Origin of the sequence: Streptomyces sp. NPDC086549, from assembly GCF_044746205.1 — a bacterium.
Lineage (GTDB): Bacteria > Actinomycetota > Actinomycetes > Streptomycetales > Streptomycetaceae > Streptomyces.
Window position 1 is genome coordinate 90,742 of sequence record NZ_JBIVBS010000003.1, and the last position, 15,524, is coordinate 106,265.

Below are 15,524 nucleotides of genomic sequence, written 5' to 3' on the forward strand. Positions count from 1 at the left end.
GCATGCCCACGAACGGCGCTCCCACCAAGATCACCCAGGGCTCCCGGACCAAGGGCGGCATCGGCGAGTCGACCCTCCGCCCGGACGGCACCCTCAAGGTCACCGGCGAGTTCGCGTACTCGTCCGACATGTGGCACGAGGACATGCTCTGGGGCCAGATCCTGCGCTCGACGGTCGCCCACGCCGAGATCGTGTCGATCGACACCGGCGAGGCCCTCGCCCAGCCCGGCGTCTACGCCGTCATGACGTACGACGACCTCCCCACCGAGGTGAAGAACTACGGCCTGGAGATCCAGGACACCCCGGTCCTCGCGCACGGCAAGGTACGCCACCACGGCGAGCCGGTCGCGATCGTCGCCGCCGACCACCCGGAGACCGCGCGCCGCGCCGCCGCCAAGATCAAGGTCGAGTACCGCGAACTCCCGGTCATCACCGACGAGGCCTCCGCGACCGCCCCGGACGCGGTCCTCGTCCACGAGGACCGCACCGACCACCACATCGGCCACGTCGCACACCCCAACATCGTCCACCGCCAGCCGATCGTCCGCGGCAACGCCGAAGAGGCCGCGAAGAGGGCGGACGTGATCGTCAGGGGCGAGTACACCTTCGGCATGCAGGACCAGGCCTTCCTCGGCCCCGAGTCCGGCCTCGCCGTGCCGGAGGAGGACGGCGGCGTCCACCTTTACATCGCCACCCAGTGGCTGCACAGCGACCTGCGCCAGATCGCCCCGGTCCTCGGCCTGCCCCCGGAGAAGGTGCGCATGACGCTGGCCGGCGTCGGCGGCGCGTTCGGCGGCCGCGAGGACCTGTCGATGCAGATCCACGCCTGCCTGCTGGCCCTGCGCACCGGCAAGCCCGTCAAGATCGTCTACAACCGGTTCGAGTCCTTCTTCGGGCACGTCCACCGCCACCCGGCCAAGCTGTACTACGAGCACGGGGCGACGAAGGACGGCAAGCTGACACACGTGAAGTGCCGCATCGTCCTGGACGGCGGCGCGTACGCCTCCGCCTCCCCGGCGGTCGTCGGCAACGCCGCCTCCCTCGGCATCGGGCCCTACGTCGTCGACGACGTCGAGATCGAGGCCATCGCCCTCTACACCAACAACCCGCCCTGCGGCGCGATGCGCGGCTTCGGCGCGGTCCAGGCATGCTTCGCCTACGAGGCGCAGATGGACAAGCTGGCGAAGCGGCTCGGCATGGACCCGGTGGAGCTGCGGCAGCTGAACGCGATGGAGCAGGGGACCGTCATGCCGACGGGGCAGCCCGTCGACTCCCCGGCCCCGGTCGCCGAACTCCTGCGCCGCGTCAAGGCGATGCCGCTGCCGCCGGAGCGCCAGTGGGAGAGCAGCGAGGGCGCGGACGTACGGCAGCTGCCCGGCGGTCTGTCCAACACCACGCACGGCGAAGGCGTCGTACGCGGCATCGGCTACGCGGTCGGCATCAAGAACGTTGGCTTCTCCGAGGGCTTCGACGACTACTCCACCGCCAAGGTGCGCATGGAGGTGATCGCGGGCGAGCCCGTGGCCACCGTGCACACGGCCATGGCGGAGGTCGGCCAGGGCGGTGTCACCGTCCACGCGCAGATCGCCCGCACCGAGCTGGGCGTCAACCGGGTGACCATCCACCCGGCCGACACCCAGGTGGGCTCGGCGGGTTCGACCTCGGCCTCCAGGCAGACGTACGTCACCGGCGGCGCCGTCAAGAACTCCTGCGAGCTGGTGCGCGAGAAGGTCCTGGAGATCGGGCGCCGCAAGTTCGGTACCTACCACCCGGCCTGGGCGACGGCGGAACTGCTGCTGGAGGGCGGCAAGGTCGTGACCGACGGCGGCGAGGTGCTAGCCGACCTGGTGGACGTCCTCGGCGACGACGCGGTCGAGGTCGACGCCGAGTGGCGGCACCGCCCGACCGAACCCTTCGACCTGCGCACCGGCCAGGGCAACGGCCACGTCCAGTACAGCTTCGCCGCGCACCGGGCCGTCGTCGAGGTCGACACCGAGCTCGGCCTGGTCAAGGTGATCGAGCTGGCCTGCGCCCAGGACGTCGGCAAGGCGCTCAACCCGCTGTCCGTCGTCGGACAGATCCAGGGCGGTACGACCCAGGGTCTCGGCGTCGCCGTGATGGAGGAGATCATCGTCGACCCGAAGACGGCGAAGGTCAGGAATCCCTCCTTCACGGACTACCTCATCCCCACCATCCTCGACACGCCGACCATCCCCGTCGACGTGCTCGAACTCGCCGACGACCACGCCCCGTACGGGCTCCGCGGCGTCGGCGAGGCCCCCACCCTGTCCTCGACTCCCGCCGTACTCGCGGCCATCCGTGACGCGACGGGCCTGGAGCTGAACAGGACGCCGGTCCGGCCGGAGCACCTCACCGGAACGTGACCCTCCGGGGTTGAACCGGTGTGTTTCCCCGGGGGCTTCGTCCCCCGGGCCCCCAACTGTTCGTCCTGGGCCGTCCCCCGGGTCGTGCACATCCCAAATCCCGCACGTCGCGGAAGGCGACGTGCGGGTGCCCCTGTGAACCTTGGGAGACGGCACCATGACCCAGCAGTCGATCGAGCCCGGAACCACCGACGAGGACGCGGGTGCGGGAACCCGCATCCCGGCCGGCAGGTCGTGGCTCGACCGGTACTTCCACATATCCGCGAGAGGATCCTCCGTCGCGCGTGAGGTGCGCGGCGGCGTCACCACCTTCATGGCGATGGCGTACATCCTCCTGCTCAACCCGCTGATCCTGTCCGGCAAGGACGCGGCCGGGGACACGCTCGGCCAGAAGGCCCTCATCACCGCGACCGCGTTCGCGGCGGCCCTCACCACACTGCTGATGGGGTTCGTCGGCAAGGTGCCCCTCGCGCTCGCCGCCGGCCTCTCCGTCTCCGGCGTGCTGTCCTCACAGGTCGCCCCGCAGATGACCTGGCCGCAGGCCATGGGCATGTGTGTGCTGTACGGCGTGGTCATCATGCTGCTGGTCGTCACCGGCCTGCGCGAGATGATCATGAACGCGATCCCGCTCGCGCTCAAGCACGGCATCACCATGGGCATCGGCCTGTTCATCGCCCTCATCGGCTTCTACAAGTCCGGCTTCGTGCACCAGGGCAAGGCCACCCCGGTCACCCTCGGCCCCGCGGGTGAACTGGCGGGCTGGCCGGTCCTCCTGTTCGCCGGCACCCTGCTGATCGTCTTCATGCTCCAGGCCCGGGGCATCCCCGGCGCCATCCTCATCGGCATCACCGGCGGCACGGTCGTCGCCGCGGTCCTCGACGCGGCCGGCGTCATCGACCCGAAGCAGTGGGCGAGCGGCGCCCCCGAACTGCACGGCAGCGCGGTCTCGATGCCCGACTTCTCGCTCTTCGGGCACGTCGAGTTCGGCGGCTGGGGCAAGGTCGGCGCGATGACCGTCGGGATGATCGTCTTCACGCTCGTCCTCGCCGGGTTCTTCGACGCGATGGCCACCGTCATCGGCGTCGGCACCGAGGCCGGACTCGCCGACGACAAGGGCCGGATGCCGGGCCTGTCCAAGGCGCTGTTCATCGACGGCGCGGGCGGCGCGATCGGCGGTGTCGCGGGCGGCTCGGGCCAGACCGTGTTCATCGAGTCGGCCACCGGCGTGGGCGAGGGCGCCCGCACGGGCCTCGCCTCCGTCGTCACCGGCCTGTTCTTCGCGGCCTGCCTGTTCTTCACCCCGCTCACCGCCATCGTCCCGCAGGAGGTCGCCTCCGCCGCCCTGGTGGTCATCGGCGCGATGATGCTGATGAACGCCCGGCACGTGGACTGGGCCGACCGGGCCACCGCGATCCCGGTGTTCCTGACGGTGGTCCTGATGCCGTTCACGTACTCCATCACCGCGGGCGTGGCCGCCGGCGTCATCTCCTACGCCGCCATCAAGGCCGCCCAGGGCAGGGCACGGGAGATCGGCGCCTTCATGTGGGGCCTCGCAGGCATCTTCCTGGTCTATTTCGCCCTCCATCCCATTGAGAGCTGGCTGGGCGTGCGCTAGCGGCTCCTCGAAAGCCCCTCCACGCAACCGCTGTTAAGGAGACCGAGAGATGCTGGACATCGCCGAGGAGCTGAACCGGTGGGTCGAGCGGGGACGCGACTTCGCCGTGGCCACCGTGGTGGCGGTCGGCGGCAGCGCCCCGCGCCGGCCCGGTGCGGCCCTCGCGGTGGACGCCGACGGCGCGGCCATCGGCTCGGTCTCCGGCGGCTGTGTGGAGGGCGCCGTCTACGACCTGTGCCAACAGGCGCTGCGGGACGGCGAAACCGTCCTGGAGCGCTTCGGCTACAGCGACGAGGACGCCTTCGCCGTCGGCCTGACCTGCGGCGGCATCATCGACATCCTCGTCACCCCGGTACGGGCGGCCGACCCCGTCCGTCCGGTGGTCGCGGACGCGCTGGCCGCCGCCGCACGCGGGGAGGCCGCTGCGGTCGCGCGGATCGTGTCGGGTCCGGCGGAGCTGCGGGGCCGGGCTCTGCTCGTCCGCCCCGACGGCTCGTACGACGGCGGCTTCGGCGCCCACCCCGAACTGGACCGCACGGTCGCCGCCGAGGCCGGCGCCTTCCTGGACGCGGGCCGCACCGGCACCCTGGAGATCGGCGAGCAGGGCTCCCGCTGCGGTGCCCCGATCGGCGTGCTGGTCGAGTCGTCGGTCCCGCCGCCCCGGATGATCGTCTTCGGCGCGATCGACTTCGCCTCCGCCCTGGTCCGTGTCGGCAAGTTCCTGGGCTACCACGTGACGGTGTGCGACGCCCGCCCGGTGTTCGCCACCCGCGCCCGCTTCCCCGAGGCCGACGAGATCGCCGTCGAGTGGCCGCACACGTACCTGGAGCGCACGGACGTGGACGCCCGGACCGTCCTGTGCGTCCTGACCCACGACGCCAAGTTCGACGTACCCCTGCTGAAGCTCGCCCTGCGCCTGCCCGTGGCGTACGTGGGCGCGATGGGCTCCCGCCGGACCCACCTGGACCGCAACGAACGCCTGCGCGAAGTAGGCGTCACCGAACTGGAACTGGCCCGGCTCAGGTCCCCGATCGGCCTCGACCTCGGCGCCCGCACACCCGAGGAGACGGCCCTGTCGATCGCGTCGGAGATCGTGGCCGACCGCCGCGGTGGCAGCGGGGTCTCGCTCACCGGCGCGCACACGCCGATCCACCACGACCCGGCGTCGCCGCCGGCGGCGCGGATCGGGTCGGTGGCATGAACGGCGGCCGCGGCGGTCAGTCGATCACCGCGTCGAGCTCCACCGTCTTGTAGCCCTTGACCTCCTGCGGCACCTGCAGCTGCCGGGCCCGCGCCGACGCCACCAGGGAGTTCAACAGGCTGTTGAGGGCCGAGGTGAGCGCCTCGGCGGTGGCGTGCGTGCCCTCCTCCGCCCGATAGGCGGCGAGCGTGGAGACGCGCTTGAGCACCTCCTCGCTGGCGCTGCCGAAACCGTAGGAGATGGTGTGCGGGTGAGCCCGGAAACCGCGGTCGAGCAGGGCGTCGAGGTCCTTCGTCCAGCTGCCCTTCGGACTGTCGGTGGGGGAGCCGTCGGTCAGGATGAAGGCCACCGGGCGCAGCACCTGGGTTCCCGCCGCCGACAGCCGCTCGATGTCCTCGCCGATGCGGCTGCGCACCAGCTGGAACATCGGACCGAAGTTGGTCCACCCGTCGCAGACGACCTTGGGCAGGCTCCGCAACTGCTCGATGTCCGTCATCGGCGTCACCAGATGGGATCGCGTGTTGAACGAGATGACGGACAGGTGCACGAACTCCGACGTCTGCGGGCTGGTGAACAGGGTGTCGTAGATGCTCATCAGGGTGTCGTTGAGGAGCTTCTCGTACGGCTTCATCGAGCGCGACGTGTCCAGCACCAAGTAGGCCGGCAGCGCCTTCGGTTTCGCGGCTTCCACGGTGTCTCCCGTTGTCTCCCGTTGTCGTACCGTTCCTGCCGTCATCTGCCGATGATCATGAGGATGATGACGACGCAGATGACGGCCAGGACGGTGATGGTGGTGGTGCTGAGCCCGGATCCCGACCCGGAGGTCCGGGCGGGCGGCCGGTTCGCCGGGCGGGCCGGTGCGGCCGGCCTGCTCTGCGGCCTGGGCGCGGGCTGTGCCGACGGATCGCGCCGCGGAGCGGGCCTGGGGTGTGCGGACGGTTTGCGCGGCGCGGCCGGCCGCGGGTTCACCCGCGGTTCCGAAGGTCCCGAAGGCTCGGGAGGCGTGGGAGGCGTGGGGCGGCGGTGTGTACGGCCCGACACCGGCACCTCGGCGACCACGTTGTCGCCGGGCGCCGCCTGCACCGGCTCCGTCCGCGGTGAGCCGTTGAGCAGGTGCGGCCCGAGAGCCGCGAACAGCTCGTCGGGGGACGGGCGGGCGGCGGGCTCCGTCGCGTGCAACGCGCGGCCGACCGCCTCGTGGAAGGGGCTCCGCCCGAACCGTTGCAGCAGCGTGCCGTGGGCGGCGAGCACGTCCTTGCGCTGGCCGGTGAGGCAGCGCACGGTCAGCATCGCCAGCTTGTAGCGGTCGCTGTACACGGTCAGCGCAGGCTTGGTGGCGTCGGGGTAGAGAGGGTCCTCCCACCACATCGTCTCGATCCACCGGCGGGTTCCGATGCCGCTGGTGTCCATGTCGATGACGAAGACCGCGCCCGTGCCCTCCTCCCAGAAGGCGTTGATGTACGACCAGTCGGCGTAGACGATGTCGTGGCGGGCGAAGATCGCGCCCACCTCCAGCAGTTCGAGCATCGCCCGCGTGCGCACGCTCATGTCGGCGGGCCGGATGCCACGCTTCACGCAGGCCTCGTCGGAGTGGACGAGCCAGTCCAGCGGCAGCGGTTCGGGATCCCTGAGCCGCTGGTCGAACGAGAGGAGCCGCTTGTAGAACCGCTCCGGCGCCTTCGCCATCACGACGCCGACGACATGCGGGCCGTCGCAGATGCGGGCCACGGGCCAGGAGATACGGGTGTCCACGACGGACCGGTCGTGCTCCGACATCGTCGTGGGCAGGTACACCAGCCGTTGCAGGGTGTGGGCGGCCGCGTCCGTCAGCGGCCTGCGGTAGAGCTTGGCCAGCCAGCCGGGGTGGTCCGCGATCTCGTAGACCTGCGTGGACTCCCCGTTGTCCGTGGCGAGGACCTTCGCCGACCGGACCGCGCCGCGCTCCACGGTCGTTCGGAAGGGACTGTCGGACCATGTCCGCACGGCACTCATCCCCGCCCCTCCCGATCGTCCGGCCAGACCACCACCGCCGTGCGGTCGTCCTGCAGCTGCGCCTGCTCGAAGCCGACCTGAAGCATGAAGTCGCCGATGGCCGGGGGGCGTTCCCAGCGTTCCGCGAACCAGGCCCGGGCGCCCGGTACGACGGTGAAGGCGTCGGCGACCCCGTCGCTGGTCAGCGCCAGGACGTCACCGGGCCCCAACTCGGCGCGGACGCGGGCGAAACGGGCCGGATCATGGGGCAGGAAGCCGGCCACGGCGCTCGCGTCCAGCCCGCCCTTCTCTTCTCCGATCAGCTGCTGCCACCGTCCCTCACGCAGCCGCCAGGCGCTCACGTCGGCGATGGCCGCGAGCCAGACGCGGCGTACACCGACGGGGTCCGGGTGGGCCGGAACCACGGCCGTGACGGCCACCGCGCGCACGTCGTCGGCGTCCCAGCCGCGCTGCTCGGCCGCCCGGTACATCTGGCCGGCCGCCGCCAGGAACACCTGCTTGGTGTCGATGCGGTCCGGGTCGCCGTGCGCGTCGAGCGCGTCCCGCAGCGCCGCGACCAGGGCGGCCGTCGCCACGTTCGCGCCGACGTCCGAGTGCCGGCTGTCCGACATGCCGTCGGCCACCGCCGCGACCAGGTACCGGCCCGCCGCGTCCCGCCCGATCCGGTACGCGTCCTGCCGCGGCACGGCCCGCCCCCGGTGCGAGGGCCCCACCACGGATGCCGCCCGGATCCGCAGCCCGCCCAGCACCGCACAGTCGGCCGCGATCCCGTGCTGCGCCGACCCCGCCGCCGGCAACAGCCAGGGCGCGGCGGCGGCCCGTGACGCCCGCGCGAGCACGGGGAAGCCACGGCCGGCGGCGGGGACAGGGGGCGGCGAGGGGGTGAGGGGCCGGGGGGCTTCGGACGTGCCCACGACGGCCTCCGGGGGCGGCTGCCCGGACCCCTGTGGAGCGCCCCCCGCCGAACCCGGCGGGTGCGTCCGTCCGTCGCCCGGCTGTTCGACCCGGGAACCGGAGGCGTCCTCCGACGGCCGGGTGGCCGCCCTGAGGAGCCACCACACCCCGCTTCCGAGGGCCACGACGGCTCCCGCCGCCGCAGTGAGCGTGCCTTTGGTGCCTGCCATCGTTGCACCTCCCCAGATCCCGGCCGCCGCCAGCACCACCACCGTGGCCGCGACCACCTGCCTTCGCCGTACCGGACTTTGTCGGTGCGCGCCCTCCCGCTTCATGTCGGGGCGCCGGAGGTGTCGTCGCCGTCCGTGCGAGGCCGGCGCCGGCCCACGGGCGTGGAGCCGACGACGTTGGCCGAGCCGCCACCGTCGTCATCGACCACCGTCGGCGCCGGGTCCGGCCCGGAGGGGGCGGGGGCGGGTGCCAGCGGGTCCGAGTCCGGGTCCGGGTACGGGTACGGGTACGGCTCCGGTGGGCGGGTGACGGGTGCCGGCGGGTCCGGGTACGGCTCCGGTGGGCGGGGGGTGGGTGTCGGCACCGTGTGGTCGGGCCGTGGCGGGAACGGACCGGGGGCGCCCGCCTCCGGCTCCCTTCGGCGAGGCTTGGGCGGGGCGTCGTCCGGCGGCGTCACCACCACGCCCGGGATCAGCTGGGCGGGCGGCCGGCCGCCCGTCGGCGGGGCCAGTGCGGTCGGCATGCCGCCGAACAGGGACGCCGGGCGGTGCATCTCCGCCCACATCGTCTGCGCGTCGGCGGGCTGGATCAGCCGCGCGTCGATGAGATCCTTCAGCAGCCTGCTCTTCTGCTCGACCGCGATGTCGTGGCGCTGGCCCATTTCCAGCATGATCTCGTGCAGCCTGCTCGGGTCCTGCGACAGGAGCCGGATCATCAGCCCGCCGTCCCCCGTCACCACCGCCCGCATCGCCGCGTCCTTCGCCTGCTGCAGATCCGTGTCCAGCTGATGGGCCAGCATGTCCGTCTTGTTCTTCTCCACCGCCAACTGCCGGTTGAACTGCTCCTGTTTGAGCTGCCGCAGATGGGCCGCCGCGTGGTCGTCCAGGTGGATCCGGGCGGTGAGCGTCACCACGGTGAGTCCCTCGGGCAGTTGGTGGCTCCGGCCGCAGAGGACGGACCGCACGATGTGCGCGAAGTCGTCGATCCGCTCGATGCCGTACTGCCCCGCGTAGGGCCACAGCAGATCCCGTATCGCCACCTGGACCGTGCTGCCGCCGTCCGCGACGGTCCGGATGTCGCGCCGCACCACCTCCGTCGCCCCCGTCACCTTCCAGCGCGCCTCCAGCGCCGCCTGGAACGAGTAGCCGCCCGTGCCGCTGGTCAGCGACTCCGTCCATCGAGTCACGTGGTCGCTGGTGTCGACGCCGTACCGGTAGCGGTATCTGAACGAGCCGAACGCCGAAGGACGGCGCTGGAGTTCGGTCGCGGAACCGTCGTCGTGGGTGAAGACGAGCGTCTGGTTGGGCTTGGCCCAGGCCCCGCGGTCACTCACGGTCACCCCGAAGGGCCCGGTGACGAGCAGGTCCGGCTTCCGGTCGTTCACTGACCCGTGCTCCTTCCGTCCAGATGGTCCAGGACCGCGCGGCCGGTCCGCGGGGCACCCAGGCCGCCCTCGGACCGGACCCACGCCGCGGCCTGGTGCCGCACGATCAACTCGGTGCGCGGACGGCGCGCGACGGCGGTCAGCAGCCGGGCGAGGGCCGCACGGCCGGCCGGGTCCGCCTCCACCTGCCGCGCCCAGCCGGCCAGCACCCCGTGTGCCGCCTCGTACAGGTCCGGGGAGTTGACCGCCTCCTCCCACAGCGCGGCCACCCTCGGCAGCAGCCCGGGGTGGCGCGCGACGGCGACAAGCAGCGACGGCCACCACCGCCGGTCGTCCCCGGGGACCCGTTCCAGGAGATCATTGGCCGCGAACAGGAAGGCGAGGGCGCCCGTGAAGCGGCGCTGCGAGCCGTAGTTGCCCGACACGGCCCACTGGTCGAGCAGGTCGAGCGCGTCGTGGCGGTGGCGGCCGTCCCCCAGCGCCATGTAGTCGGTCAGGCTCAGGCAGACGGCCTCCGTCACCTCGAGTTCCTCGCTGTCGGCGAGGGAGTGCAGCAGGGCCCAGGCCCGTTCGGTGCCGTCGCGTTCGAAGACCACGCGCCAGGCGCGGGCTGCGGTGGCGCGCAGCTGAGGGCTGTCGTCCTCCGTCCAGTCGCGCACCAGGTTGTACGCGGCCGCGGCGTGCGCCGGATCGTCGGCGACGACCCACAGCGTGGTCGCGGCCGCGTCCCTGAGCTGGTCGTTCTCCGAGACCGCCCAGGGCAGCAGGATCTGCGTACGGACCGTATCGAAGGCGTGCCGGGCCAGCACCCCGGCCGCGACCGCCGCCCGGACGGCGACCGTGGGCAGCTCGCTGACCGCGCTCTGCCGCAGCCAGCCCGGGAGTTCCTCGCGGATCTCGTCGTACTCGGCCCACACGTGCTCCAGGACCCGCAGCGCCATCTCCGGGTCCGTGTAGCGCACCACCAGCCCACGGGCTCCGCCGTGCCGGGTCTCCACCTCGGACTCGACGAGGGTGGCGTGGATGTCCGTCAGCCGGGCCCGGCGGGTCCCGCCGAGCGGCGTGCCGCGCCGCCGGTCGGGGTTCTCCGGGCTCTCCGGAGCCTGCAGCCGTTCCTCCAGGTCGCGGGAGAGGGAGGCCACGGTGACGTACGCCTCGCCGCCGAAGGCCGCCACGCCGATGGCCAGGCACTGCCGGGCGAGGTCCTTGAGGTTCTCCAGCCACAGGCCGAACGACTGCCCGGCGTGCGCCTCCGTCCGCTCGCGCACCCGCTCGGCCACCTGTTCCTCGGGTACGGCGGCCGCGGCCTCGGACAGCAGCCGGCCGAGTTCGGCCGCGTCGGCCGTCCGTACGCCGACGAGGCGGTCCCGGACCAGGTCCCTCACATCGGGACGGGCCAGGATCCGCTCGGCACGGGCCCGGTGCGGGATGCCCGCACGCCAGTACAGGTGGACCCTCGCCACCTCGGTCGCGTCCGGCCGCGAGGGCACCTCGACGAGCTCGGCGGCCACGTCCGGATCGGCCGGCCGCACCGGAGGGCTGACCGTGACGACCAGTCGGCAGCCCCGCCCGCCGCTGTTCAGTTCGGCGGCCAGCCTGCGCAGCGCGAACGGGGTGAGCGCGTCGGCGGTGTGCTGCGGCAGATCCGGCAGGACGTAGCCCGCGCCCGTGGTCAGATCGGCGGCGGTCAGCGCGGTCGGGTCGGTGTCCGAGTCGAGGCGGAACACCGCCCTGTGTCCCGCGGCGAGCAGCGCGGACCGGGCGAGTGCGTCCTTGCCCGCCCCGGCCGGACCGCCCAGCAGCGTCACCGGCCGCGCCCGCACCTCGTCGGCCACGGCCCGATGGCCGTCCGGTGCGACGAACGCCGTACGGATCTCGTCGAGTTCCTCTTCCGACAGCCGGTAGAGACATACGGCCGCCGGGCCCTGGCCCAGGTAGACGTTCTGGCCGCCGGTGAACATCTGGGAGTGGATGCGGAACCCGTTGACGGCGTCGCGCTCGGCGCCCAGGCGCTCGCCCGCCGAGATGCGCCGGTTGCCCACCTGGACCGAATGCCTGTCGCGCGGGCCGGCCCTGCGGTCGCCGTCCTCCTGGTCGCCGGGGGGCCGCGGCTCCGGGGTGCTCTGCCGCTGCGGCCTGCCCGGTTCGCCGTTACCTGGATCGGTCGAGGTCATCGCGATCCCTGCCAGAGCTCTGGTCGACTCGGAAGTCGCCTTGGACCGTCAGGTCGCCGCCGACCGGGCCGGCGACGGGCCCTTTGACGTCGATGTACACCCCGATCGGTTGCTCGCCCTGGGCGGTGGGGCCCCCGGGCTGCCGGGGGCCGAGGTCGTCCGGTCCGTCGCCGTCCGACTCGTCCGGCGGCGGCGTCCCGGGCGGTGTGTCGTAACCGGGCACCCGGATCCAGGCGCTCTCGCCGCGGATCTCCTTGGCGTCGAACGGGACCCGGCGGAAGGCGGCGCGCTCGACCTCGGGGTAGTCCTGCTGGATCACCCGCCGGTACCAGTCGCCGGTCACGGCGAGCGCGACCTGTGCCCGGACGGCCTCGGTGAGCACGGCGCGCAGGGCCGGCAGGTCGACCAGCCGGCAGGCGGTGTTGAGCTCCTCGCCCTGCCAGCCGCGCCCGTCCCAGGCGACGTCGCCGGAGTGCAGCGCCACCCGCAGTCGCATCGCGCCCTCGGCGTTGCTGGTCATGGAGTGTGCGCGCAGCTTGTCGTGCAGCAGGCCGACGAAGCGTCCGGTGAGGTCCACCTTGTCCACGTCACCGGGCAGCAGCCAGAAGAACCCGTCGCCGCGGTCCGAGGGCGGCGGAGCCGCCGCGCGGTCGACGCCGGTCTCGTCCAGCGCCTCGTCGACGAGTTCGTAGAGGCGGTCGCGCAGCCACTGCTGGACCGGATTGGTACGGCTGCCGAACCGCTCGATGTCCACCACGACGATGGAGTAGTGCCGTGCCTTCGCCCTCATACGGGTCATGCCCCCGATCGGGGCGCCCGGCCCGCTCCCCCGCGAAGCCGTGTCGGTCCGGGCGCCAGAGGACGATGGAAGCCCCGCCGATGTCGCCGTACAGCGTCATTTGACGCATTCAGCGGTAGAAGTGCCGCTCTCAACCGGTTCGGTTCTCCGGGACCTGTGTCACTCGTCGGCCCATCGGCGCAGTCCGGCCAGGTTGAGCACGATGGTCCGGCCCCGCCCCGTGGCCACCAGGCCCTCGTGCTGCATGGCTCGCAGGCACCGCACCACCGACTCCCTGGACGCCCCGGCAGCGGCGGCCAGTTCGTGCTGGTTGACCTGGACGGAGATGGCGCCCGGCAGGGTTTCCGACGCGGACGAACCGTGCCGTACGGCGAGCTTGACCAGCAGGCTGGCCAGCCGGGCGCGGGTGGTGTGCGCGCCCTGTGCCGCGCGCAGCAGGTCGGAGTCCCGCAGCCGGGCCACCACGCTGCGCAGCACGGACAGTCCCAGGGCGGCGTTCTGCTCCAGCAGCCGCAGGAACGCTTCCGAGGCGACCACCACGCCCTCGGCCCGGCGCATCGCGGTGACGGTCGCGCTGCGCGGGCGGCCGTCGACGCACGAGAGCTCGCCGACGAGTTCACCGGGGCCGCGAAGGGCGAGCAGACTGGTGTAGCCGTTCGCCGAGTCGACCGTGGCCTTCACCAGGCCGCCGGTGAGCAGCACGACGAAGTCGGCCGGTTCGCCCTCGCGCATCAGGATGTCGCTCCGGTTCCACCGGCGGACGTGGCCCACGCCGCGGAACAGCAGGAGTTCCTCGGGAGCGAAGTGCTCTGCTGTCATCGCGTTCCGCGGCAGCCCGCGGCGGATCCTGTCCGGCATGCCCGCTCACTTCCCCCGGCCGACAACGGTCCGGCTGTGTGCCACTTGACGCAGCGCCGTGGCGAGCCGCCCCCTATGAAGGAGCCGACGGAGCACGCCTGTTGAGGACGAAGCACACTGGTAGAAGCCGAGGGGGACAGCGATGGAACGGACGACACCCGCCCCGGGACCCACTCCCGTGCCGCGCCCGGAGGCCGTGGCCGACGCGTGGCGGATCCATGAGGCGCTGGTGGACTGGACGGGCAAGGTGGACACGAAGGCTGCGTTCGCCTCGAGTCTCCAGACGGCGGGGCTCGCCGTCGCGGTCGCGCTGGCGAGCGACGGTGTCGGGGGCAACTCCGGCCGCCTCCCCTCCTGGCCGTTGTGGTGCGCCGCCGCGCTGCTGGGCATCGCGGTGCTGCTGTCCATGTGGGTCGTCCTGCCTCGGATGAGGGTCTCCGGCGGGGACCGGAACGGGCCGGCCGACTTCGTGTACTTCGGCCATCTGCGGCACTGGGACCCGGACCGGCTCGCCGAGGTGCTCCGGACGGCCGACCCGCTGCCCGTGCTCAGCCGGCAAATGGTGGTGATGGCTCAAGTCGCGTGGCGCAAGTACCGTTTGGTTCAGCTGTCGTTCGGGGTGTCGGCGGTGGCTGTCGTGATGCTCGTCGCGGCGCTGGCGGGGCGCTGAGCAGCTGCGGAGCACCCCGCCAGCCACTGTCCACCGCCGACCGCCCCTTTGCCAAGGCCCGGGCGGTGCCGAACCCGGGCCGTACCGACCCTGCCGGATCCGGGCGCGTGATGCGTGCTGTTCCGGCCACGGCGAGGTGGGGCCGACGGGGGACCGGTGTCCGCCTGAAGCGGGCCCGTCCGCTTCTCGTGTCACTCCGGCGGCATGCGCAGGACGAAGCAGCGCGGTCCGCCCGGTTCGAGGTCGTACCAGCAGCCGTCGCTCCAGCCCTCCGTCATGGCCGCGACGTCCTGCGGGGACAGGCCGATGCTGCGGCGCGCCTCGGGCAGACGGTGGGTCAGGGGCGTCGTCACCAGCCACCGGCCGCCCGGGGCCAGGAGTGCGCGTACGCGCGTGGAGACGGCCGTCTTGTCGGCCATGAACGCCAGGGCCAGCCGCATCGTCACCAGGTCGAAGCCCGCCCGCGGCAGTCGTGCCGCTGCCTCGGCGGTGTCCTCGAAGTCGAGGCGGCGGACGGCAAGCCGGGGCTCCAGGTCCGTGTACCGGTCGCGGACCGCCGAGACCGCGGCGTCGGACCAGTCGACGGCGAGGGTCCGGCAGCCGAGCCCGGCGAGCACCGCCGCGTACCTGCCCAGCCCGCACCCCACGTCCAACGCCCGCTGCCCGGCGCGCGGTTGAACGGCGGCGGCCAGCAGGCGCGTCTCGTGCGCGTCGACCTCGCGGAAGCCTTTCCCGGCGGCGAAGTGCTCCTCCCAGCGCTGCCGGTCCGCGGTCGTCATGCGCGCCTCAGCAACCTGTTCACCGCCCGCCCGAACACCGACCGGGCCGTCCGCTCCAGGACCGGGTCGAAGAGTTTCGGGAGTCCGCGGAGCCGTAGTTCCTCCCGCCACAGGACGCGGGTACGGCCGCCGGGTCCCGGCAGTACCTCCAGCTCGGCCCAGCCGAGGACCACCCGCCCGCGCTTGACCAGGCGACACAGGCCGGGCTCGCCGTCCAGCGGCGGGCGCCAGACGGTGACCTCCATCGGGTCGGCGAAGGACAGCGGCCCGATCCCCGAACGGGCCACGAAGCGCGTGCCCTCCCGGGTGGGCGGATCGGTGACCACGGTGATCCGCGTCAGCGGGACCGAGTCGGCGTGGCGGGGCCACTCCGTGAGCCGGCGCCACGCCTCGTCGATCGGCAGCGGTGCCGTGCGTTCGAGCTGGAATGTGACCACGAGACGATCTTAGGGAAGCGGTTGCCCGAAGGGGGGCCCCGAGTCGCCTCGGACGGTTGCACTAGCGGGCGATTCTGAAGCGGGCGTACGCTGGTCAGTGCGGCGG

General features: G+C 72.6%; 13 protein-coding genes. 4 read left to right on the forward strand and 9 right to left on the reverse strand.

Annotated elements, in window-relative coordinates; all coding sequences use genetic code 11:
* Nucleotides 1-2 precede the first annotated feature (2 nt).
* The 3 genes from ACIPSA_RS11355 (at nucleotide 3) to ACIPSA_RS11365 (ending at nucleotide 5,200) form a co-directional block, all read left to right on the forward strand.
* Entirely contained in the window at nucleotides 3-2,384 is a 2,382-nt protein-coding gene (locus ACIPSA_RS11355; protein WP_402631991.1) for a xanthine dehydrogenase family protein molybdopterin-binding subunit, read from the forward strand.
* A 157-nt stretch (nucleotides 2,385-2,541) separates the two neighbouring features.
* Nucleotides 2,542-3,999: an NCS2 family permease gene (locus ACIPSA_RS11360; RefSeq protein WP_402631994.1), complete on the forward strand. Its 1,458-nt coding sequence runs from the start codon at nucleotides 2,542-2,544 to the stop codon at nucleotides 3,997-3,999.
* 49 nt (nucleotides 4,000-4,048) lie between these two features.
* On the forward strand, nucleotides 4,049-5,200 hold the full coding sequence (locus tag ACIPSA_RS11365) for an XdhC family protein (RefSeq protein WP_402631996.1): 1,152 nt from the start codon (nucleotides 4,049-4,051) through the stop codon (nucleotides 5,198-5,200).
* Between the two features lie 16 nt (nucleotides 5,201-5,216).
* Here ACIPSA_RS11365 and ACIPSA_RS11370 read toward each other — a convergent pair whose 3' ends face one another.
* The 7 genes from ACIPSA_RS11370 to ACIPSA_RS11400 form a co-directional block, all read right to left on the reverse strand.
* A complete protein-coding gene (locus ACIPSA_RS11370; protein WP_402631999.1) occupies nucleotides 5,217-5,891 on the reverse strand; it encodes a hypothetical protein in 675 nt (224 codons plus the stop codon).
* 41 nt (nucleotides 5,892-5,932) lie between these two features.
* Entirely contained in the window at nucleotides 5,933-7,192 is a 1,260-nt protein-coding gene (locus ACIPSA_RS11375) for a hypothetical protein (RefSeq protein WP_402632002.1), read from the reverse strand.
* Nucleotides 7,189-8,316, reverse strand: coding sequence for a protein phosphatase 2C domain-containing protein (locus ACIPSA_RS11380; protein ID WP_402632005.1), 1,128 nt, complete (start codon nucleotides 8,314-8,316; stop codon nucleotides 7,189-7,191). Before ACIPSA_RS11380 ends, ACIPSA_RS11375 begins: the two co-directional genes overlap by 4 nt.
* 101 nt (nucleotides 8,317-8,417) lie before the next feature.
* Nucleotides 8,418-9,701, reverse strand: coding sequence for a hypothetical protein (locus tag ACIPSA_RS11385; RefSeq protein WP_402632008.1), 1,284 nt, complete (start codon nucleotides 9,699-9,701; stop codon nucleotides 8,418-8,420).
* Nucleotides 9,698-11,875 (reverse strand): hypothetical protein, encoded by a 2,178-nt coding sequence (locus ACIPSA_RS11390; RefSeq protein WP_402632011.1) that lies wholly within the window; start codon nucleotides 11,873-11,875, stop codon nucleotides 9,698-9,700. The genes ACIPSA_RS11385 and ACIPSA_RS11390 overlap by 4 nt, the downstream gene beginning before the upstream one ends.
* The gene (locus ACIPSA_RS11395) at nucleotides 11,853-12,674 is read right to left on the reverse strand and encodes a hypothetical protein (protein ID WP_402632014.1); all 822 of its coding nucleotides are present in this window, start codon (nucleotides 12,672-12,674) and stop codon (nucleotides 11,853-11,855) included. The genes ACIPSA_RS11390 and ACIPSA_RS11395 overlap by 23 nt, the downstream gene beginning before the upstream one ends.
* Nucleotides 12,675-12,833: 159 nt before the next feature.
* Nucleotides 12,834-13,532 (reverse strand): Crp/Fnr family transcriptional regulator, encoded by a 699-nt coding sequence (locus ACIPSA_RS11400; RefSeq protein ID WP_402632017.1) that lies wholly within the window; start codon nucleotides 13,530-13,532, stop codon nucleotides 12,834-12,836.
* A 142-nt stretch (nucleotides 13,533-13,674) separates the two neighbouring features.
* On the opposite strand from ACIPSA_RS11400, the gene ACIPSA_RS11405 reads away from it, so the two are divergent.
* Nucleotides 13,675-14,202, forward strand: a complete 528-nt coding sequence (locus tag ACIPSA_RS11405; protein WP_402632020.1) for a Pycsar system effector family protein — start codon at nucleotides 13,675-13,677, stop codon at nucleotides 14,200-14,202.
* A 191-nt stretch (nucleotides 14,203-14,393) separates the two neighbouring features.
* Here ACIPSA_RS11405 and ACIPSA_RS11410 read toward each other — a convergent pair whose 3' ends face one another.
* Both ACIPSA_RS11410 and ACIPSA_RS11415 read right to left on the reverse strand, forming a co-directional pair.
* Nucleotides 14,394-14,981, reverse strand: a complete 588-nt coding sequence (locus ACIPSA_RS11410; RefSeq protein WP_402632023.1) for a class I SAM-dependent methyltransferase — start codon at nucleotides 14,979-14,981, stop codon at nucleotides 14,394-14,396.
* Nucleotides 14,978-15,418: an SRPBCC family protein gene (locus tag ACIPSA_RS11415; RefSeq protein WP_402632026.1), complete on the reverse strand. Its 441-nt coding sequence runs from the start codon at nucleotides 15,416-15,418 to the stop codon at nucleotides 14,978-14,980. The genes ACIPSA_RS11410 and ACIPSA_RS11415 overlap by 4 nt, the downstream gene beginning before the upstream one ends.
* Nucleotides 15,419-15,524: the final 106 nt, after the last annotated feature.

Coding starts and splice junctions, on each gene's coding strand:
- ACIPSA_RS11390 (WP_402632011.1), bottom strand. CDS start 11,875: ATGACCTCGACCGATCCAGGTAACGGCGAACCGGGCAGGCCGCAGCGG.
- ACIPSA_RS11405 (WP_402632020.1), top strand. CDS start 13,675: ATGGAACGGACGACACCCGCCCCGGGACCCACTCCCGTGCCGCGCCCG.
- ACIPSA_RS11375 (WP_402632002.1), bottom strand. CDS start 7,192: ATGAGTGCCGTGCGGACATGGTCCGACAGTCCCTTCCGAACGACCGTG.
- ACIPSA_RS11410 (WP_402632023.1), bottom strand. CDS start 14,981: ATGACGACCGCGGACCGGCAGCGCTGGGAGGAGCACTTCGCCGCCGGG.
- ACIPSA_RS11360 (WP_402631994.1), top strand. CDS start 2,542: ATGACCCAGCAGTCGATCGAGCCCGGAACCACCGACGAGGACGCGGGT.
- ACIPSA_RS11355 (WP_402631991.1), top strand. CDS start 3: ATGCCCACGAACGGCGCTCCCACCAAGATCACCCAGGGCTCCCGGACC.
- ACIPSA_RS11400 (WP_402632017.1), bottom strand. CDS start 13,532: ATGCCGGACAGGATCCGCCGCGGGCTGCCGCGGAACGCGATGACAGCA.
- ACIPSA_RS11380 (WP_402632005.1), bottom strand. CDS start 8,316: ATGGCAGGCACCAAAGGCACGCTCACTGCGGCGGCGGGAGCCGTCGTG.
- ACIPSA_RS11365 (WP_402631996.1), top strand. CDS start 4,049: ATGCTGGACATCGCCGAGGAGCTGAACCGGTGGGTCGAGCGGGGACGC.
- ACIPSA_RS11395 (WP_402632014.1), bottom strand. CDS start 12,674: ATGACCCGTATGAGGGCGAAGGCACGGCACTACTCCATCGTCGTGGTG.